Annotated in this window: 23 protein-coding genes and 1 pseudogene; 10 read left to right on the forward strand and 14 right to left on the reverse strand. The window is 35.0% G+C overall.

All coding sequences use genetic code 11. From position 1 onward, the window contains the following. Nucleotides 1-186 precede the first annotated feature (186 nt). Nucleotides 187-783, forward strand: coding sequence for a glycerol-3-phosphate 1-O-acyltransferase PlsY (plsY, locus tag VF726_RS19380; RefSeq protein WP_000258967.1), 597 nt, complete (start codon nucleotides 187-189; stop codon nucleotides 781-783). A gap of 108 nt (nucleotides 784-891) precedes the next feature. Then, the gene (locus tag VF726_RS19385; RefSeq protein ID WP_001054449.1) at nucleotides 892-1,182 is read left to right on the forward strand and encodes a HesB/YadR/YfhF family protein; all 291 of its coding nucleotides are present in this window, start codon (nucleotides 892-894) and stop codon (nucleotides 1,180-1,182) included. Nucleotides 1,183-1,209: 27 nt separating this feature from the next. Here the strand turns inward: VF726_RS19385 and VF726_RS19390 are convergent, their stop codons facing one another. Further along, nucleotides 1,210-1,629 carry an acyl-CoA thioesterase gene (locus VF726_RS19390; RefSeq protein WP_440171259.1) on the reverse strand — a complete coding sequence of 140 codons (420 nt, stop codon included), beginning with the start codon at nucleotides 1,627-1,629 and terminating at the stop codon, nucleotides 1,210-1,212. Between the two features lie 109 nt (nucleotides 1,630-1,738). Here VF726_RS19390 and VF726_RS19395 point away from each other — a divergent pair, with 109 nt between their 5' ends. Continuing rightward, the gene (locus VF726_RS19395; RefSeq protein WP_029439702.1) at nucleotides 1,739-3,031 is read left to right on the forward strand and encodes a glycosyl hydrolase family 18 protein; all 1,293 of its coding nucleotides are present in this window, start codon (nucleotides 1,739-1,741) and stop codon (nucleotides 3,029-3,031) included. A gap of 57 nt (nucleotides 3,032-3,088) precedes the next feature. Here VF726_RS19395 and sspN read toward each other — a convergent pair whose 3' ends face one another. From sspN to VF726_RS19415, 4 genes are all read right to left on the reverse strand, one after another. Continuing rightward, nucleotides 3,089-3,223, reverse strand: coding sequence for an acid-soluble spore protein SspN (gene sspN, locus VF726_RS19400; protein ID WP_000527987.1), 135 nt, complete (start codon nucleotides 3,221-3,223; stop codon nucleotides 3,089-3,091). Nucleotides 3,224-3,266: 43 nt separating this feature from the next. After that, complete coding sequence (locus VF726_RS19405; protein WP_001254697.1) at nucleotides 3,267-3,410, reverse strand: FbpB family small basic protein; 144 nt, start codon at nucleotides 3,408-3,410, stop codon at nucleotides 3,267-3,269. A 141-nt stretch (nucleotides 3,411-3,551) separates the two neighbouring features. Continuing rightward, entirely contained in the window at nucleotides 3,552-4,499 is a 948-nt protein-coding gene (locus tag VF726_RS19410) for a 3'-5' exonuclease (protein WP_440171263.1), read from the reverse strand. Between the two features lie 116 nt (nucleotides 4,500-4,615). Then, entirely contained in the window at nucleotides 4,616-5,191 is a 576-nt protein-coding gene (locus tag VF726_RS19415) for a TlpA family protein disulfide reductase (protein ID WP_440171265.1), read from the reverse strand. Nucleotides 5,192-5,674: 483 nt separating this feature from the next. On the opposite strand from VF726_RS19415, the gene VF726_RS19420 reads away from it, so the two are divergent. Continuing rightward, nucleotides 5,675-5,890, forward strand: coding sequence for a hypothetical protein (locus tag VF726_RS19420; protein WP_440171267.1), 216 nt, complete (start codon nucleotides 5,675-5,677; stop codon nucleotides 5,888-5,890). An 11-nt stretch (nucleotides 5,891-5,901) separates the two neighbouring features. Then, nucleotides 5,902-6,234: a YmzC family protein gene (locus VF726_RS19425; protein WP_440171269.1), complete on the forward strand. Its 333-nt coding sequence runs from the start codon at nucleotides 5,902-5,904 to the stop codon at nucleotides 6,232-6,234. A 28-nt stretch (nucleotides 6,235-6,262) separates the two neighbouring features. Here VF726_RS19425 and VF726_RS19430 read toward each other — a convergent pair whose 3' ends face one another. Then, on the reverse strand, nucleotides 6,263-7,978 hold the full coding sequence (locus tag VF726_RS19430) for an ABC transporter ATP-binding protein (RefSeq protein WP_440171271.1): 1,716 nt from the start codon (nucleotides 7,976-7,978) through the stop codon (nucleotides 6,263-6,265). A 51-nt stretch (nucleotides 7,979-8,029) separates the two neighbouring features. Further along, complete coding sequence (gene acnA / locus VF726_RS19435) at nucleotides 8,030-10,753, reverse strand: aconitate hydratase AcnA (protein WP_440171273.1); 2,724 nt, start codon at nucleotides 10,751-10,753, stop codon at nucleotides 8,030-8,032. Nucleotides 10,754-11,043: 290 nt separating this feature from the next. Between acnA and sspO the strand changes: the two genes are divergently transcribed. Next, entirely contained in the window at nucleotides 11,044-11,193 is a 150-nt protein-coding gene (sspO, locus tag VF726_RS19440; protein WP_000518057.1) for an acid-soluble spore protein SspO, read from the forward strand. Nucleotides 11,194-11,233: 40 nt separating this feature from the next. Here sspO and pdaB read toward each other — a convergent pair whose 3' ends face one another. Both pdaB and VF726_RS19450 read right to left on the reverse strand, forming a co-directional pair. After that, nucleotides 11,234-11,959, reverse strand: coding sequence for a polysaccharide deacetylase family sporulation protein PdaB (gene pdaB / locus VF726_RS19445; RefSeq protein WP_440171276.1), 726 nt, complete (start codon nucleotides 11,957-11,959; stop codon nucleotides 11,234-11,236). 46 nt (nucleotides 11,960-12,005) lie between these two features. Continuing rightward, the gene (locus VF726_RS19450) at nucleotides 12,006-12,269 is read right to left on the reverse strand and encodes a hypothetical protein (RefSeq protein ID WP_001146291.1); all 264 of its coding nucleotides are present in this window, start codon (nucleotides 12,267-12,269) and stop codon (nucleotides 12,006-12,008) included. Nucleotides 12,270-12,390: 121 nt separating this feature from the next. On the opposite strand from VF726_RS19450, the gene VF726_RS19455 reads away from it, so the two are divergent. Then, nucleotides 12,391-12,513, forward strand: a complete 123-nt coding sequence (locus tag VF726_RS19455; RefSeq protein ID WP_000517650.1) for a small acid-soluble spore protein P — start codon at nucleotides 12,391-12,393, stop codon at nucleotides 12,511-12,513. 124 nt (nucleotides 12,514-12,637) lie between these two features. Beyond that, complete coding sequence (locus tag VF726_RS19460) at nucleotides 12,638-13,024, forward strand: Hsp20/alpha crystallin family protein (RefSeq protein ID WP_440171278.1); 387 nt, start codon at nucleotides 12,638-12,640, stop codon at nucleotides 13,022-13,024. Between the two features lie 43 nt (nucleotides 13,025-13,067). On the opposite strand, the gene VF726_RS19465 is transcribed toward VF726_RS19460, so the two are convergent. Both VF726_RS19465 and VF726_RS19470 read right to left on the reverse strand, forming a co-directional pair. Continuing rightward, nucleotides 13,068-14,306, reverse strand: coding sequence for an MDR family MFS transporter (locus VF726_RS19465; protein WP_440171280.1), 1,239 nt, complete (start codon nucleotides 14,304-14,306; stop codon nucleotides 13,068-13,070). Between the two features lie 68 nt (nucleotides 14,307-14,374). Continuing rightward, the gene (locus VF726_RS19470; RefSeq protein WP_042875382.1) at nucleotides 14,375-14,782 is read right to left on the reverse strand and encodes a hypothetical protein; all 408 of its coding nucleotides are present in this window, start codon (nucleotides 14,780-14,782) and stop codon (nucleotides 14,375-14,377) included. Between the two features lie 137 nt (nucleotides 14,783-14,919). Here VF726_RS19470 and VF726_RS19475 point away from each other — a divergent pair, with 137 nt between their 5' ends. After that, nucleotides 14,920-16,122, forward strand: a complete 1,203-nt coding sequence (locus VF726_RS19475) for an alanyl-tRNA editing protein (protein ID WP_440171283.1) — start codon at nucleotides 14,920-14,922, stop codon at nucleotides 16,120-16,122. Between the two features lie 43 nt (nucleotides 16,123-16,165). Here the strand turns inward: VF726_RS19475 and VF726_RS19480 are convergent, their stop codons facing one another. Beyond that, a complete protein-coding gene (locus VF726_RS19480; RefSeq protein WP_048550149.1) occupies nucleotides 16,166-16,609 on the reverse strand; it encodes an NUDIX hydrolase in 444 nt (147 codons plus the stop codon). A gap of 104 nt (nucleotides 16,610-16,713) precedes the next feature. Here VF726_RS19480 and VF726_RS19485 point away from each other — a divergent pair, with 104 nt between their 5' ends. Continuing rightward, a complete protein-coding gene (locus VF726_RS19485; RefSeq protein ID WP_440171285.1) occupies nucleotides 16,714-17,295 on the forward strand; it encodes a DUF6434 domain-containing protein in 582 nt (193 codons plus the stop codon). A gap of 177 nt (nucleotides 17,296-17,472) precedes the next feature. Here VF726_RS19485 and VF726_RS19490 read toward each other — a convergent pair whose 3' ends face one another. Both VF726_RS19490 and VF726_RS19495 read right to left on the reverse strand, forming a co-directional pair. Beyond that, nucleotides 17,473-17,670, reverse strand: coding sequence for a hypothetical protein (locus VF726_RS19490; protein ID WP_078401409.1), 198 nt, complete (start codon nucleotides 17,668-17,670; stop codon nucleotides 17,473-17,475). A 71-nt stretch (nucleotides 17,671-17,741) separates the two neighbouring features. Continuing rightward, nucleotides 17,742-18,081, reverse strand: a pseudogene (locus tag VF726_RS19495) (hypothetical protein); the annotation flags it as partial. Nucleotides 18,082-18,260 lie beyond the last annotated feature (179 nt).

An 18,260-nucleotide genomic window follows, 5' to 3' on the forward strand; every position in this document is an offset into this window, starting at 1 on the left:
AATGTTACTACATATAGTCTGATTGTTTCTGTAAGAAATGTAACGTTCCTGTGAAATTTTTTTCACGAAATAATGAATTTTTCATTTACAAAAAAGAAATGTGCTCTTTACAAATGTATGGTACAATATACGGGAAAAACTCTTTTTACCCTTTATCAACACATTTGAATAAAGGAGACTGAACTTATGGTTACTACATATCTTTTATTTATCGTTGCCTACTTACTTGGCTCGATTCCATTTGCACTAGTCGTTGGAAAGATTGGTTATGGAATTGACATTCGTGAGCACGGAAGCGGTAATCTAGGCGGAACAAATACATTCCGCACACTAGGGAAAAAAGCAGGTTTTATCGTTACAATTGCTGACATTTTAAAAGGTACATTAGCAACAAGTCTACCGATTATTTTCGGATTAGATGTTCACCCACTATGGTTCGGATTAGCAGCTGTTCTTGGACATGTGTATCCGATTTTCGCGAAATTCCGTGGTGGTAAAGCAGTTGCAACTTCTGCTGGCGTGCTATTATGCTACTCACCAGTTGTTTTTGCAATATTAGCTGTTGTCTTTTTCAGCCTTTTATTTACAACAAGATACGTATCACTTTCTTCTATGGTAACAGCCGTCGTTGCTGTTATTGCATCAATTGTTAGCGGGGATAAAATCTTCATTATTGCGATGTGTTTATTAGCAGGTATGGTTATTTATAAACACCGTGCAAATATCGGACGAATTATAAATAAAACTGAACCGAAAGCAAACTTTTCAAAAAAGCAAAAATAAGATCGTAACCCACATAACGCAAAAAGAAAACGTGAAGCATATTAATAGCGTCTTTTTGCGTTATTTTTTATACTAAAGAAAAAGCAACATAATTTGGAGGAACTATACATGAATCTTTCCGTAACAAAAGAAGCAGCACAATGGTATAAAAACGAATTAAACTTACAATCGGGTGAAACACTACGCCTTTTCGTACAATACGGCGGTTGCAGTACAGTGCAAAAGGGACTTTCTTTAGGTATTCGTAAAGATGATCCTGCACATCCTGCTGTTCAAACTCAAGAAGAAGGTATTAACTTCTTTATTGAAGGCGATGATGAGTGGTTCTTCGATGGACATAATTTATCTGTTACATTTAACGACGGTGATGATTTCCCTCAATTTAATTATGAAAAATAAAAAAAACGTGGCATCTGCCACGCTTTTTTATTTTTTCTTAATTTCCTCATATTTCGCATACCACTCAGGATATAACTTTTTAAATGACACAGGGCGGAACCCTTCTTTTTTCGCACAAATATTCGTCGTACTTGCAGTAATACAAAGCTCACCTTCACCATTATATATTTCATAACCATATACAACGCGAAGGGGGCTCACAGTGTCCACCCATGTTTTCACAATTGCTTGTTCACCGTAACGCATCGCTTTACGATACGAAATTTGCAAATCTAACACAGGAGAAATAATTCCCTCTTTCTCCATTTCAACATATGAAAACCCTAAATCTTGTATAAGTTTCGTACGGCCTAGTTCAAGCCACACCAAATAATTTGAATGGTAAACAACACCCATTTGATCTGTTTCCGCATAACGGATTTCAACTTCATGTTCTGCTACAAACATATGTACTCGCCTTCTTTCACTTCTACTACCTTGCATACATTTAATCATAATACAGCGGAATCAAAAATAAAATAAAAACAGTGAATCTTTTCCTGAAAGGAGCAAGCATATGATTCAAATTGTAACTGTTCGTAGCGGTGATAGCGTATATAGCTTGGCCTCAAAATATGGATCAACACCTGACGAAATAGTAAAGGACAACGGACTAAATCCAGCTGAAACACTCGTTGTTGGTCAGGCGCTGATTGTGAATACGAAAGGGAATAATTATTATGTACAGCCTGGCGATAGCCTGTATCGGATCTCTCAAACATATAACGTTCCTCTCGCTAGTTTAGCTAAAGTGAATAACTTATCTTTAAAATCCATTCTCCACGTTGGACAGCAATTATATATACCGAAAGGGACGAAACGAGCAGTAGAATCCATCGCTTATTTACAACCTTCAACTATACCTATTAAAGAAAGTTTAGTTAATGCTACGCGTGCTATTAATCCATTTTTAACATACTTAGCTTATTTCAGTTTCGAGGCAAAAAGAGATGGTACGTTAAAAGAACCAACGGAAACAGCTAAAATCGCTAATATCGCAACGCAAGGCAACACCATTCCTATGCTCGTTATTACGAACATCGAAAATGGAAATTTCAGTGCCGATCTGACATCAGTTATTTTACGGGACGCAACAATTCAAAACAAATTCATTACAAATATTTTGCAAACAGCTGAGAAGTACGGTATGCGAGACATTCATTTTGATTTTGAGAGTGTGGCACCTGAAGATCGCGAAGCGTATAATCGCTTTTTACGAAATGTAAAAACACGCTTACCTAACGGGTACACATTAAGTACAACACTTGTACCGAAAACAAGTTCAAATCAAAAGGGAAAATTTTTTGAAGCTCACGATTATAAAGCACAAGGTCAAATCGTTGATTTCGTCGTCATTATGACATACGATTGGGGTTGGCAGGGCGGGCCACCAATGGCTATTTCTCCTATCGGTCCTGTAAAAGAAGTGCTTCAATACGCAAAATCTCAAATGCCTCCACAAAAAATTATGATGGGACAAAATTTATACGGATTCGATTGGAAACTTCCATTCAAAGAAGGAAATCCGCCTGCAAAAGCAATTAGCTCTGTCGCAGCTGTTGCACTAGCTCGTAAATACAATGTTCCGATCCGCTATGATTTCACAGCTCAGGCTCCTCATTTTAATTATTTCGATGAAAATGGTGTACAACACGAAGTTTGGTTTGAAGATTCACGATCTGTTCAAAGTAAGTTTAATTTAATGAAAGAACAAGGTATAGGCGGTATTAGCTATTGGAAGATAGGTTTACCATTCCCGCAAAATTGGCGTTTACTCGTCGAAAACTTTACGATTACGAAAAAGGGCTGACATAAGTCAGCCCTTTTTTACTCATCACAAAAAGTAGAATGATAACATTCTCCCTTTTTAACCGTTATCAACAATCGGTTGTTTACCCGTTTGGTCTTGCATTTGCTTTCCTTTATTGCCACCAGCTTTTTTTGATTGCGTTCCAATATGATTCGGTGCAAAGTCTTTTGAATTCTTTTTCGGATTACCCATTACTATCGCCTCCTTAACACTAGTATCGTACTAGTGTTAAGAATTATTCAGCTTGCTTAAAAAGTTTCATTTCATAACGTTTTTCAATACGCTCTTCAATACGATCGATTGCATCGCGGTCACTTAATAATTGTTGTTTATTTTCTTTCACAAGCTCGTCAAATGATTTACGGCGACTTCTTCTCACGCTGTTCACCCTCTCTCCTTCGCATTCTTACTATACATAGTATGAGCAAAGGAAAAACTCTTTAATCAGATTTGCAAGAAAATTTTATGTTTTATTACTCCTAAAAAAACTCCGTGTACAATAAAACGTACACGGAGTTTTTTATACCATAATATTCAAATACTCTTTTAACTTTTCATCTGCATTCATTTCACTTTGTTTATAATCATGCAGCGCTTGCAGTACGAAATCATACTGCTCTAAAATATAACTTTCTAATTTCAGGACGTCCTCTAAGCTATTCAGCATAATTCTCGTATTACCAACTTCACTTTTTAACGCCGGTTCACATTTTAAACTCGTACATATTTCTTTCACATCATCTTCTAATCTCTCTGTTAATATGTATTTCTTTCGCCCTTTTACTTTTACTCTCATAACTGGATAAAAAGCTTTTATATCCAAATAGCTTCCTACATTCATACAACGAACCCATTCGATATCACGTTTATTTCGTACAAGTATCCCCTTTACTGCTTCATATACTGCTGTTTCATCAAGCACTTCTGTATTTGATTTCCTTTTCGCCTCTTCTTCAATAGAGGCACATTTTTGATAAACAGCTGCACAAGTAATGCAATCATCAAATGCATTATGAGAACTTAAACGAATGCCAAGCATTCGCTTTAACGTTTCAAGTTTATGATTAGGCGCGTGCTTCATATATTTCTTTGCTAAAAACACAGTATCAATCACTTTATTTTGAGGTTCCGGTAATCCAAGCATATTCACATTACTTTTCAAAAAGCGCATATCAAAAGATGCGTTATGAGCGACAATTACATTTGTATGTAAAAATGCTAAAAATAAAGGTAACACTTCTTCAATCGTCGGTGCATCCGAAACACGATAATTCGTAATACCTGTTAAACTCGTTATTCGGTCCGGAATTGAACGCTCTGGATTCACATAGGAAACAAATTGATCTACTAGTTCATGATTACGATATTTCACTGCTGCTACTTGAATAATTTTATCATTATAAGGGTTAAATCCTGTTGTTTCAAAATCAATTACAACATAATCTAACGGTAAGGATACATTCCCCACTCCATACCACTCCTTTATCTATTAACGGATATATTTCTTACATCATATCATGAAGTTATCACCACTTAAAAAAGAAAAGGCAGAAATGGCTACTTTCCACTTCTACCTTTTCACCTTTACTTTAATTTAGCAATCCGTTTCTCCATCTCTTTTTGCGTCATCGGTCCAATAAACTTATCTTGAATAACACCTTTTGTATCTATAAAATACGAAGTTGGGATCGTAATTACTTTGTAGGCTGTTGTCACATCAATATTCTTGTCCAATAAAATAGGAAAAGTAATTCCTTTTTCCTTAGCAAAATTACTTACCTTTTCTACCCCCCCACCTTTTTCTGAAGGTGTATAATTTATCGCTAAAATTTCTACGTTTTCTTTATGTTCTTTATAGAAAGCCTCCATATCCGGCATTTCTTGTTGGCAAGGTCCACACCACGTTGCCCAAAAGTTTAAAATTACTTTCTTTCCTTTTAAATCTGATAACTTTACATTCGTTCCATCTAACTTCGTTAATTCAAAGTCCGGTGCACTCTTCCCTATTTCAATACCATTACTTGCAATCATCTCTTTCATAGCAGCTTCACTTTTTTCTTGCTCCTCTTGTACCGCCTGATCGTTTTTACCAAACTGTTCATAAGCTGCATATCCTGCTAAACAAAGTAACACTACAATAATCGTAAGCTTCCGCCACATTTTATATCACCCTAACGTATTTATCTTCTTATAACTTAATTACTCAAATACTATATACCTTATTTTAGCTTATACGGACAAGCTTGGAAATATTCACAGTCGAAATAATCAAAATATTCGTAACTAAGATGAAATATTTCCCTTTTTATCATATAATTAGTAATAAACACGAAACCTGTGAGGTGATATGTATGTTTCAATTGCTAATCCACCCTTTCACTTTCGTTTTTTTCACTTTACCATTACTATGTATTTGTTTGAGCAGTTTGCTATACAAATTTAAATGGGCTGCTATTATTATTTCTTTTACTGTCCCTTTTATATTTTTCATTATCGTCTCTGAATTTGACATACACCTAGCTTTACAAAGCTTTGATGCTTGGATCATTTTTAGTGCTGTTTATTCTGTACTTTCCTACATAATGGCAGCATTAATAAGAAGAAAACAGCACATATAGAAATGTCAAAAAGGAGGATGTTTTTATGAATTTATTTGAAAAAATACTATTATATATTCTTAGTTTTATATTTTCCCCAATCGGTATTATCACTTGGATCATCTCACTCTTCAGTAAAGATCCTGAAAAAAGGCAAGTGGGACGTATTTGCCTCTATATCGCTTTAATCTCGTTTATCCTATTAGCCGGCCTCGGTTTTCTTAGTTTCTTCACGACGACTACCACCACTACTATACAGTAGTTATAGAAAGGATGATTATTTTGGGAGAACATCCTATAAGTAAAGAACTTCGTTATATACGGATATGTTTAGTTGTTTTAGTGATTGTTCTTTTATTTTTCAATGGTAAAAAAGTCGTTGAAATTTCTACAAATCATGATTCTACAGAAAATGTTTCGACCGGTAATATGACACAGATTGCTGAAAACACATTCGCCATTCAAGAATATAATCCATCTCTAAGCAGTGAACATACGGTCAAAATTTTTAAATATAATCCAGATACAAACCAACTTACTTTAGTGAAAGAGTTTGATGCTAACGATACTGAGTCTTATACGTATCAACTTAATACGATTGAATAAAGATAAGAGCACTATGTCGCTCTTATCTTTATTCACATTTCTTAAAAAATGAATGATTATACATTAATTTTTCAGGACTTCCACATGCAACAATACTGCCTTCTTTCATTATGACAACACGATCTGCTAGTATCGCTTTCTCTACATCATGTGTTGCCACAATTCTCGTTACATCCCTTCCTAGTCCTTCAATCATATTCCAAACAGTTTCTTGATTACTCGGATCTAACCCCGCAGTCGGTTCATCTAAAATAATAAGATTCGGATTTGAACCAATTGCTCGTAATAATGCAAGACGTTTTCTTTCTCCTCCCGAAAACTCTTCACCACTTTTATGTAATACAGTTTGAATCCCTTCAGATAGCCCCCTAATTATCGGCTTCACATTAACAAGTTCAATATTTTTTTCTAACTGTTTTTCTAAATACTCTTCTCCGAAATACATATTCTCGTTTACTGTCGTCCGAAAGAAACGAGGTTCTTGCCACACTGTAGTCATTCGAGCCTTTTGACCATAATAAACAACGCTACCGTTAGATGGTTTATACAAACCTGTCATTAATTTTAAAAGCGTTGTTTTTCCTGCACCACTTTCTCCGACAATGATAACGAATTCACCAGGATTAATTTTCAAATCAATATTATTAATTCTACATTTCTCTTCTTCACTCTCCTGAAATGAAACATTTATTATCGTCATCCCCATCGCTCTTTCTACATTACTATCTGCCACTCTTTTATCTAAAAAGGAAAAAACTCTATTTGCCGAAGCAACCGCAACTTGTGTCATCATTAATAAATCGCCCACGTAACGGACTGGGAAAAAGAGCATTTCAATTGTAGCTAACACTGCAACAAGTGAACCAACTTCCATTTCCCCCTTCATTATTTTTTGTGCGCCTACAATCATAACAACGATATATGCTCCTGTTTCAATAACTGTTCCAACCACTCCAATGCAGTGTTGCATCATTGTCTTCTTTACTTCTGTTTTATAAGATTGCGCCGTTACCCCTTTAAATAAGCGAATAGCCCATTTTTCTTTTTGCAAACTACGTAAATCTTGTGCACCTTTTACAAACTGTGAAACCATCTCTACAACACTTGATTGATTTTTTTGAGCAATGCTTGCGATATTTCTTACCTTTTTTCCCATAATCATTGGAACAACTGCACTTAAAAATAAAAACGGAGTTACCCACCAGATGAACTGTGTATCTATATGTTGCAGCGCTATGATCGCACCGATAAATTGCGCAATGGCGTGTATATATTCTATTAATATAGAACCATATAATCTGACCCAGTTCGGAATATCAGATACGACTAACGTTTCTAACTCTCCTTGTTTGATTTTCTCACTCTCTTCAAACGGTAATAGAAAAAAATGGCGCAATACATCTATACGCTTCTCTCGTAATATTCGCTGACTTGCTTTGGAGCTTACATAATCGAATGAAAGATTGTTTATCCACATTAACAAGCGGCTAACTGCAAACAAAGTAATGTAAAGATACACTCCCTTTAACTCCCGTTGAATCAAGTTATCTACAATTAGTCCCATAAATAGTGGACGAGATAAATTTAAAATAGCTGCAAAGGATCCACTACATACAGCTGCTATTACTAATATTTTTTCTTTCTGTAACGGTAACAAAATTCTTTTATATTCTTTCATGACATTCCCTCCATTTTTTATAGTAAAAAGAAAGGGATGAAACCACATGGTTTCATCCCTTTCCATAAAATAAGGAAGCTAACAGTTGTTAGCTTCCTTATCGTTCATTTCAATTATTTAGTTCGACACTTTAGACTCTTCGATTTTCTCACGAAGAACCATTTGTAAGATACCACCGTGACGGTAGTAGTCAATTTCAACTTCACTATCGAAACGAGCTACTACTTCAAATTGTTTTTCATTGCCATCTAGATCAGTTGCAACTACTTTTACAAGATCTCGTGGTCTAACTGTTTTGTCAATTTGAATTTCAAATGACTCGTTACCAACAAGACCTAATGTTTCAGCGCTTTCGCCATCTTTAAATTGAAGTGGTAACACACCCATTAACACTAAGTTACTGCGGTGAATACGCTCGAAGCTTTCTGCGATTACTGCTTTAATACCTAATAAGTTTGTACCTTTTGCAGCCCAGTCACGAGAACTTCCCATACCGTAATCTTTACCAGCAACAACTAAAAGGCCTGTGCCATCTTCTTTATATTTCATAGAAGCATCATAGATAGATGTTACTTCACCAGTTGGCCAGTATGTTGTATACCCGCCTTCTGTTCCTGGTGCGATTTGGTTTTTAATACGGATGTTCGCGAATGTACCACGCATCATAACTTCATGGTTACCACGACGAGAACCGTAAGAGTTAAAGTCAACTGGTTGTACGCCGTTTTCTAATAAGTAGCGTCCAGCTGGTGTGTGCTTACCGATTGAACCTGCTGGTGAAATGTGGTCTGTCGTTACAGAGTCACCAAATTTACCAACTACGCGTAAGCCTGATAACGTTTCAACTTCACCTGGCTCTTTAGATAAACCTTCAAAGAATGGTGGGTTTTGAATGTATGTTGAATCATTATCCCAAGTATATAAAGCTTCATTTGAAGTTTGGATTTCATTCCAACGCTCGTTGCTGTTAAATACTTGTGCATATTCTTTTTTGAACAATTCAGATGTAACAACACTTTGAACTACATCTTCAATTTCTTTAGCTGATGGCCAAATATCGTTGAAGTAAACAGCATTGCCATTTGCATCTTTACCGATTTCATCATTTTTCAGGTCAATATCAACAGTACCTGCAAGTGCATATGCCACTACAAGTGGTGGTGATGCTAAGTAGTTTGCTTTTACAAGTGGGTGAATACGACCTTCAAAGTTACGGTTACCAGATAAAACAGATGTTACTAGTAAGTCGTTTGCTGCGATTGATTCTTCTAATTCTGGCGCTAATGGACCAGAGTTACCGATACAAGTCGTACAGCCGTAACCAACTGTTTGGAAACCTAATTGATCTAAATATGTTGTTAAACCTGACTTATCTAAGTATTCAGTAACAACTTTAGACCCTGGTGCTAATGATGTTTTTACGTATTCAGGTACTACAAGCCCTTTTTCAATTGCTTTTTTCGCAACTAGACCTGCCCCGATTAATACGTATGGGTTTGATGTATTTGTACAGCTTGTAATTGCAGCGATTGCAATTGCACCTGTTTTCATCGTTACTTCTTTATCTTCTAATGTAACCTTCACTTCTTTATCGAACTCTTCCTCATTAAATCCAAGTCCTTGTGTTCCAACTGGCGCTAAAACAGCTTTGTGGAACGCATCTTTCATATCTGAAAGTGGAATTAAATCTTGTGGGCGTTTCGGTCCAGAAAGGTTAGATTCAATTGTATTTAAATCAATTTCAACAAGATCAGTGTAAATTGGATCTTGGCTGTCTGCTGTATAGAATAAGCCGTTTGCTTTACAGTATTCTTCAACAACGCGAATTTGCTCTTCATCTCTACCTGTTAAACGTAAGTATTCTAATGAAATATCGTCGATTGGGAAGAAGCCACAAGTTGCGCCGTATTCTGGTGCCATGTTTGAAATTGTTGCACGGTCAGCTAAAGGCATGCTCTTTAGTCCATTACCGAAGAACTCAACGAATTTACCAACTACACCTTTTTGACGTAATACTTGTGTTACTTTTAATGCAACGTCTGTTGCTGTAGTACCACTTGGAAGTGTACCAGTTAATTTCACACCGATTACTTCAGGTACTGGGAAGTATGAAGGCTGTCCAAGCATTCCTGCTTCTGCTTCAATACCACCAACGCCCCATCCAAGAACGCCGATACCGTTAATCATTGTTGTATGTGAGTCTGTTCCAACTAATGAATCTGGGTATGCAACTAAGTCACCTTCAGCATTTTTCACAGCATGAACAACTGGTGCTAAATATTCAAGGTTTACTTGGTGTACAATACCTGTAGCTGGTGGAACTGCACGGTAGTTATCAAATGATTTTTGTGCCCAGCTTAAAAATTTATAACGTTCTTCATTACGTTTAAACTCTAAGTCCATGTTGAATGCAAGCGCGTCTGCCGTACCCGCTCTATCAACCTGTACAGAGTGATCAATTACAAGGTCTACAGTAATTTCTGGATTAATTTTATCAGGATCCCCACCCATGTCTGCCATTGCTTTACGAAGCGAAGCCAAATCTACAACAGCCGGTACACCAGTGAAATCTTGTAAAATTACACGAGATGGTTTAAATGGAACATCGATATCTTGCACATCTTTCGTTCCCCATTTCGCTAAATTTGTAACATGCTCTTCTGTAATTACACGTCCGTCTACTTGACGAAGTACTGATTCAAGTAAAACTTTCACGGAATATGGTAATTGAGATACGTTGCCAACCCCTGCGTTTTCAAGCGCTTTCAAATCATAATAATGATACGTTTTTTCATCTACTTCAAAAGTTGCACGTGATTGAAATGGATTATGTTTGACCATTATGTTTCCCCCCTGTTAAACGTGACTAAGTTGTCTGAATATAAAATGTAGACAAACTTTTCAATACCTTACGATAATATCTTATTACAACTTTCTAAATAAGTAAATAATAAGAAACTTATAGATTATCATAAGTTTTCTTTATGTTTCTAAATTTGAATAGTGTTCGTGCTCCTTATGAATACTATTACCATAAAGTAAAGTGCTCTATTAGCGCTTTGCTTACAGTTCATACATACTATGAACTGCTCATCATTCAACATACAAAAAAGTTATAGAGGTGAAATAAAATGGGTAAAAGAAAAGCAAATCATACTATTTCAGGAATGAATGCTGCATCTGCACAAGGACAAGGAACTGGTTACAATGAAGAATTTGCAAACGAGCCTTTAACTCCCGCAGAGCGACAAAATAATAAGAAACGTAAAAAGAACCAGTAACGAAAAATCCCAAAAGGGCCATTTCCTTTTGGGATTTTTTCTAATGTTTATAACGTAGTAATTCCGAAACCGTCACAAATCGATAACCTTGTTTTTTCAGCTCAGGTAAAATTTTTGCTAATGCTGCTACTGTTTGACTACGATCATTTCCTCCATCATGTAACAATACGATATCTCCACTTTTAGCATGTTTCACTACATGATTTACAATGGATTCAACCCCTGGATTCGCCCAATCACGTGGGTCTTGATGCCACGACCATAGAACAGTTTGATAACCAGCTTCTTTAGCTGTTTTAAATACAGCATCGTTAATATATCCGCCAGGAGGACGGAATAGCAACGGTTCTTTCACCCATTTTTTAAAATATTTCTTTCCATCTAAAATATCATTTTCTAATTTTTCATCTGATGAATTACTCGCATACAAATGATTCATCGTATGATTTCCAATTTCATGTCCCTCTTTTAACACTTGTTTCACCAAATATGGATTACGCTGAACTCGAAATCCAATCATAAAAAATGTCGCTTCTGCTTTATATTGACGTAATAAATGTAAAATTTGTGGTGTATAAGTCGGATCCGGTCCATCATCAAATGTAATAGCAATAATCTTTTCATTATTAGGTACTTCCCATGTTACATAGCCAGTTGGTTCTAGCTCTTTTCTGAGCAACATTTTCGCTTCCACTTTTTCAACTTGAAATATATGTACTGCGCATAATAAAGAAAAAACGAGTAGAAAAATTTTCTGTTTTCGCATAATATTCGTTAAAGTAATAAGGTTGTCGAATACACAACAACCTCATTTACTTTTCTAATTGATCTACATGTTGCATAATATTTTGGAGATTATTTTCGTATTGCTCAAGTTGTGGGCGTTGTGTTTCCGAAGCTACTTCTAACGCATTTTGAATCTGTTCATACGCCTCCTGAACCTCTTGGCGCAACTCTTTTAAATCATGACCGTAGTTTGGATCATTTTTTACAATGTTGTTAAATGCATGTTCTGCTTGTGTAACTCCTTGCTGCGCTGCTTGAAAAGCTTGTTGTTTATCTTTATGATATGGCATTATATAATCCCCTTTCCATAATAGTTAGTCCCATTTATCTTTACCTTTTTTTCTAAAAACATTCTCGTATAAATTTGCAAACTTCTCTCATTCTAAAGAGAAAGAGGAGGTGTCACATACAATGGGAAAAAACAATCGTGAAGCGAAAGAAAAAAAGGGACAACCTGAACCATTAAGCGGATCTCATAAAGTAAAAAACCGTAACCATTCACGTCAAAAAAATCATGCACATCATGATATGTAAAACAAAAGGCTCACACTGGCTACCTTTATCACATACAATGTTTATATTTTTACATTTATTCTTCACCCCTACTTCATTCATGCATAACATAGTATGAATTGAGATTTTACGGAGGGTGTCTTACATGGGCAAGAAAAAGAAGAATTGTCTTTTTCATGTTGATGGTTTCGAAGAATGGATGGATCAATTTTGTTCTGATTCTTGTAGTAACTTTAGTTTCCCAAATCAAATTCATATTGACCTTTGCGAAACGGAACAAGAGTACATTTTGGAAACAGATGTACCAAATGTACCTGAACAAAATGTAGTTATTAAAAAGATGGAGACAGGCCTAAACATTTGCATACTTTATAAAAATATTTCTTTGCAGCGGATTATTCCTTTACCCGCTACTATTATTTATAAAAAGATGCTAGCCTGCTTAGAGAATGGATATTTAGCCATTCATATCTCCAAAAATGAAGTTGCTAATAAACATGAAGAAAAAGTTCTTTTTCAAATTGAGAAGTAAAATAAATACAAAAATAAGCCCCAGTCGTCGACTGGGGCTTATTTTATTTCGCATGTATTTCTAAATTACGATTTCCATCATATCTTTTTTTCAATAAACCTTTTGTAATTAAAAGTACAGGAAATGCTACAGTTGAAAATATAGCTAGCACTGAAAATACTACAAATCCATTTTGGTACCCGTAATAATCGAGAAGTACTCCCCCAAACCATGGACCAATTACTGCTCCAATTCCTGAAAATCCCATTGCTCCAAAATATGTTCCTTTTAAATGTGAAACAGCTATATCATCAATAAATACATCCGTCATTGAAAACATTAATACTTCTCCAATTGTAAAAATAATTGTGCAAATGGCAGTACCTAGCATAGATTCTACTATTCCAAAACCAAATAATCCCCCGCTCACAAATAAAGTTCCAACCATAATAGATGCTAATGGTGTGTACTTTTTGCACATTTGAATAATAGGATATTGGATAACCACTACAACAACTGCATTTAAAGCGAGCATATATGAGAACAGCTTCACTCCATCCTGAAATATATGTGCATTTGCAAAATATTGAGACACTGTCGTCGTTAAATGTGAAAACCCACAATTACTCAAAATAATGCCAACTAACGCAACTAAAAATACGACATCCTTTCGTAATATACGCAGCGCATTTAGCATTGTAACAGGCTTTTCTTTATTAATCTCCTTTTGTTCCAGTGGATATTTCTTGAATTGGAACGCTAATATAACTGTATATAGAATATATACCCCCGCTGCTACTAAAAAAGGAATTGTTGATTTTGCGCTTCCGATTTGCAATCCAACAAGTGGACCAATCGCTACTCCAACATTTATTGCACCGTATCGTAAGTTATATACGAGTAAACGATACTCTGGTTTCGTTAAATCTGATAATAACGCTCTTGACGTCGGTTCAAAAAAGGACCTACATAATCCATTTAAAGCATTTAATAAAAAGAAACTTAAAACATGATCTGCAAGTGAAAATCCTATGAATACAAACACCCAAACGATCATGGACCATATTAGAATCATATTTCGACCGAATCGATCAGATAAATTCCCTCCGATAAAACTAGCAAACACTCCAACAAGTGCACTCGTTCCAATAATAGCACCCGTCATTCCAGCTGATACGCCTTTAACAGTCGTTAAATAAATTGCTAAAAAAGGAATACTCATTGACGTGGCGAACCTCGCAAATAAAGTCCCTATTATAATTGTCATTCCTAACGGATGAATATTTTGTAACTTCCCCTTCATCTTAAAAACCTACTCTCCCTGTTATCACACAAAAAAAGAAAGCAAAGGATCTGCTTTCTTTTCCCTTTTTATACTTGAGCTGTTGATACTCGAGCTGTTCTTGTGATATCCATATCTATGCCGTATGTAAACTGTAATTCTTTACAAACATCTTTAATTAAAATTGCGACATTATACTTTTCATTAAATTGTAAAACGATGTTTTCTACTTCTTCATATGTATACTTATATTCCCCTGTAATAACACTTTTTAGATCAAAGCATTCATTTATACAAAGTTGCACAAGTAACTGGTCATATTTCTCGATTACATCTTCTTTCTTCCACATTACCTCTTTTACATATAACCGATCAAACTTCACACTTTCACGGTTACACTCCGTTAAAATCCGGGTCATTTCGTTTAATTCTCGATACAATTCAGAAATATTTTTGCTTAAACTAAGCAGTTTATCTACGCCGTTTTCATACAACATATTCATTCCACCCCCGCATTTTCTTTTTCTTATTATAGCAAGAAAATTCTAAAAATAGTTTCTTTCTTCTGAAATATTAGGAAACTAATTTCAATTGCTTTACAATGAAACTAGCGAACACGAAAGGGGAAAGAAAATTGGAGCAAAAATTATATTACACTGACGCTTATAAGCAAGACTTTACTACTAAAATTATAAAGCAAGATTATGATAAAGATGGTAACTTATACGTTATTTTAAACGAAACGGCATTTTATCCGACAGGTGGCGGGCAGCCGTATGATACCGGCACACTAAATAATATCGATGTAATCAATGTAGAAGAGATAAATGGAGAAATTCGTCACTTCATTGTAGAACAATTACATACAGAAGAAGTTGAAGGTAAAATCAATTGGGAGCGCCGTTTTGATCATATGCAGCAACATGCAGCTCAACACATTTTATCTGCTGCTTTTTGGGATCATTTTAACGTACCTACGATTGGATTCCATCTTGGTAAAGAGACGATAACAATTGATTTAGAAACAGAAAATCTTCATGCAGAAACAGTTGAAAAAGCAGTGCAAATTGCAAACAAAATTGTTTTTGAAAACCATCCAATCCGCATCCAGTGGATGAACTTAGAAGAAGCGAAAACATTGCCCCTTCGTAAAGAACCGACTTTAACAGAAAATATACGTGTTGTTATAATTGAAAACTTCGACTACAACGGCTGTGGCGGAACACATCCGAAACATACAGGTGAAGTAGGTCCTATTCAAGTATTAGGATGGGAGCGTAATAAAGGTGGCATACGATTAACGTTTATCGCTGGCTGGCGCACACTTAAATTAATGGGGCAACAGCAACAAATTATAAAAGATGCTTCTAAACAATTAAACAGTAGCGAGAATGATATTCCAGCAAAAGTAGCACAACTGCTTATTTCTCAAAAAGAAAACGAAAAAACAATACAAACAATGAATGAAAAATTATTATATGCAGAAGCAAACGAACTACTGCAACAGCCTTCAGAAATACATGCTGGCATACTTATTTCTAAAGTATTTACAAATCGTTCTATGCAAGAAATCGCAAAGCTTTCTGCTATTATTACAGAACAACAAGAGCTTGCCATTACATATTTCGTTATCGAAAACGATGACAAACTACAATGCATCCTCGCTTGCGGAAAAACAGTCCCGCTTGATATGAACACACTTTTAAAAGATTCGCTTCCTGCAATTGAAGGAAAAGGTGGCGGAAATAAAAAAAGTGCTCGTGGCGGTGGGAAAGCGATTATGACTGGGGATGAGTTTTTAAATCAACTTGTTTCTTCTTTACAGTCAGCAGTGTAAAACATGTTATGAAGGATAGCGAACGGCTATCCTTCCACTATATTTACAGACCTATATTTTGTTTCAAACCTTGATAACTCCCTGCATTTACAAAACCTTCACTTATAAGATTGATAAAAGTTTCCGAAAAACCATAATAACTTAAATCTTTAATTGGCACCATTTGCACATCATGAATCGGATTATGATCAAACTCGTTAGAAGGTAGCATAATTTCACCTTCAATCCTTTCAAGCAAAAACGTTATATGTAATAAAGACGGGCGTGCATCTGGTTTATCACAAACATAGAGTAGCTTCTGAATGTTAACTTCTAACCCTGTCTCTTCTCTCATTTCTCGAATCATTGCTTCCTCTAACGTTTCACCATTCTCTGCTCTTCCTCCAGGTAAAGACCAATTCCGATTAGCCACTTTTTGCTTTACTAGCAATACTTTTTCATCTTCAATTAAAATTCCAGTAACACGAACTTGCATTACATTTTCTATATACAATCTCCTCTTCCTATTAAATTTACAAATAAATCCTTCCACAAAAAGAACGTATGTTTTGTAATTAAAGAAAATTATGGAAGAAAGAAGTTGTTACATTCATGCGTCCATCTTTAACAAAGTCTATATCAATTGAAGATTTCCAAAACTATTATTGGTTAAAAGAAGAACTTCAAATATTTTGTCGTGAACATGGTTTGCCAGCTAGTGGTTCTAAGATTGAAATAACCGAGCGTATCTCACATTATTTAACTACTGGTAAAATATTAAAATACAGCTCTGGTCCAAAAGCGAGTAAAACTTCTCTCTCTTATAAAGACCTTTCTCTTCAAACTGTTATTACTGAAAATCACCGCTGTAGCGAAGAGGTTCGGTCCTTTTTCAAAGAAAAAATCGGAGCAAACTTCCGCTTTACAGTAGCTCTTCAAAAGTTTTTTAAAGAGAATGTTGGAAAAACATATGAAGACGCAATAACGTTTTGGTATGAAGAAAACGAACGAAAAAAAGATCCTACTTATAAAACAACTATCAGCTCTCAGTTTGAATACAATCGTTTCACTCGCGACTTTTTCGAAGATCCAAATAACAAAGGGAAATCAAAAGCTGATGCGATCGCTGCTTGGAACGAAATAAAAGCAAAACCTGGTAGCAATGCTTATGTTCCTCAAAAAGTAGAAAACTAATAGCACTACTATCAAGACATAAATCTAAAAAACTTTAAAAGATAATTAAATATTGAATAAGAATTATTTGTTATTCAAGTATGTAATCACCGATATTAAGCATTTATCTCTTATTTTGAATTTACATTTGTATAAATAGGAAATTGAGAAATAGATCTCAATTTCCTATTCAATTATTTAACTATCTCTTTTTCTTTCGGGAATAAAACTAGACAGGAAAATGGCAACAATTAATGCCAGACTGAAGTTTTCAGTAGTATCAACCTCTAAACCATTTTTCCATTGATATATAAAGGATATCAATAATATAAGTATAGCAATCCCACCCGTATATCTTACTATTTTTCGCTTAGTTCCCGTTTCGTTTCGTTTCATATGTATCCCTCTTTCTTTTTTATTAAGTAAAGTCTGCTGCATTGTATCTTCAGTGCCATCAATTTTTTTGTTCATCTCATCTGAATTTGCTTAAATACTGTCTTTTTCATCCATTGTAAGACGTTTAAAGACATCATTATTTTCTTGAAATTAAATGATAACTTAATTTGTTCTTCTAACTCTCCATGTATATGCAATTTCTTTTGTAAGCCTAACTTACATTCTGTAGTTTGCTTCTTTTAATCTTTGGTACATAAATCCTTTTTAATGCCGGATACTTTCGTTTCGATTTATCATATATCCGATAGCTCATGGCCCTTTTGGTTCACCTATTCCTGCCTTCAAGTCTTGAATATTTATATCTTTTAAACGAACAAAATAATCATTATCAAAATCAATTGAATAAGTACCTCCTTACTGTTTGAATTTCTGTACTTAAAATATACATGTTCATTTATGTTAATAACAATTAGTAAAATTCCATTAAATTTTTAGCGAATTATCAATTGTTTTAAACTTGGTATTTTACTTATTTTGAAATATAGGAAAGTTGTACTCCCCTAACTAGATATTTGACGAAAGTAATGTAC

The organism is Bacillus sp. Brlt_9, from assembly GCF_051948935.1.
Classification (GTDB): domain Bacteria; phylum Bacillota; class Bacilli; order Bacillales; family Bacillaceae_G; genus Bacillus_A.

Bases quoted from the DNA above. Each gene is read 5' to 3' on its own strand.
- pdaB (WP_440171276.1), bottom strand. From the start codon at position 11,959: ATGCGAAAACAGAAAATTTTTCTACTCGTTTTTTCTTTATTATGCGCA.
- VF726_RS19485 (WP_440171285.1), top strand. From the start codon at position 16,714: ATGCGTCCATCTTTAACAAAGTCTATATCAATTGAAGATTTCCAAAAC.
- VF726_RS19425 (WP_440171269.1), top strand. From the start codon at position 5,902: ATGATTATTTTGGGAGAACATCCTATAAGTAAAGAACTTCGTTATATA.
- VF726_RS19490 (WP_078401409.1), bottom strand. From the start codon at position 17,670: ATGAAACGAAACGAAACGGGAACTAAGCGAAAAATAGTAAGATATACG.
- sspO (WP_000518057.1), top strand. From the start codon at position 11,044: ATGGGTAAAAGAAAAGCAAATCATACTATTTCAGGAATGAATGCTGCA.
- acnA (WP_440171273.1), bottom strand. From the start codon at position 10,753: ATGGTCAAACATAATCCATTTCAATCACGTGCAACTTTTGAAGTAGAT.
- VF726_RS19460 (WP_440171278.1), top strand. From the start codon at position 12,638: ATGGGCAAGAAAAAGAAGAATTGTCTTTTTCATGTTGATGGTTTCGAA.
- VF726_RS19415 (WP_440171265.1), bottom strand. From the start codon at position 5,191: ATGTGGCGGAAGCTTACGATTATTGTAGTGTTACTTTGTTTAGCAGGA.
- sspN (WP_000527987.1), bottom strand. From the start codon at position 3,223: ATGGGTAATCCGAAAAAGAATTCAAAAGACTTTGCACCGAATCATATT.
- VF726_RS19420 (WP_440171267.1), top strand. From the start codon at position 5,675: ATGAATTTATTTGAAAAAATACTATTATATATTCTTAGTTTTATATTT.
- VF726_RS19395 (WP_029439702.1), top strand. From the start codon at position 1,739: ATGATTCAAATTGTAACTGTTCGTAGCGGTGATAGCGTATATAGCTTG.
- VF726_RS19455 (WP_000517650.1), top strand. From the start codon at position 12,391: ATGGGAAAAAACAATCGTGAAGCGAAAGAAAAAAAGGGACAACCTGAA.
- VF726_RS19470 (WP_042875382.1), bottom strand. From the start codon at position 14,782: ATGTTGTATGAAAACGGCGTAGATAAACTGCTTAGTTTAAGCAAAAAT.
- VF726_RS19385 (WP_001054449.1), top strand. From the start codon at position 892: ATGAATCTTTCCGTAACAAAAGAAGCAGCACAATGGTATAAAAACGAA.
- VF726_RS19450 (WP_001146291.1), bottom strand. From the start codon at position 12,269: ATGCCATATCATAAAGATAAACAACAAGCTTTTCAAGCAGCGCAGCAA.
- VF726_RS19465 (WP_440171280.1), bottom strand. From the start codon at position 14,306: ATGAAGGGGAAGTTACAAAATATTCATCCGTTAGGAATGACAATTATA.
- plsY (WP_000258967.1), top strand. From the start codon at position 187: ATGGTTACTACATATCTTTTATTTATCGTTGCCTACTTACTTGGCTCG.
- VF726_RS19390 (WP_440171259.1), bottom strand. From the start codon at position 1,629: ATGTTTGTAGCAGAACATGAAGTTGAAATCCGTTATGCGGAAACAGAT.
- VF726_RS19430 (WP_440171271.1), bottom strand. From the start codon at position 7,978: ATGGAAAGGGATGAAACCATGTGGTTTCATCCCTTTCTTTTTACTATA.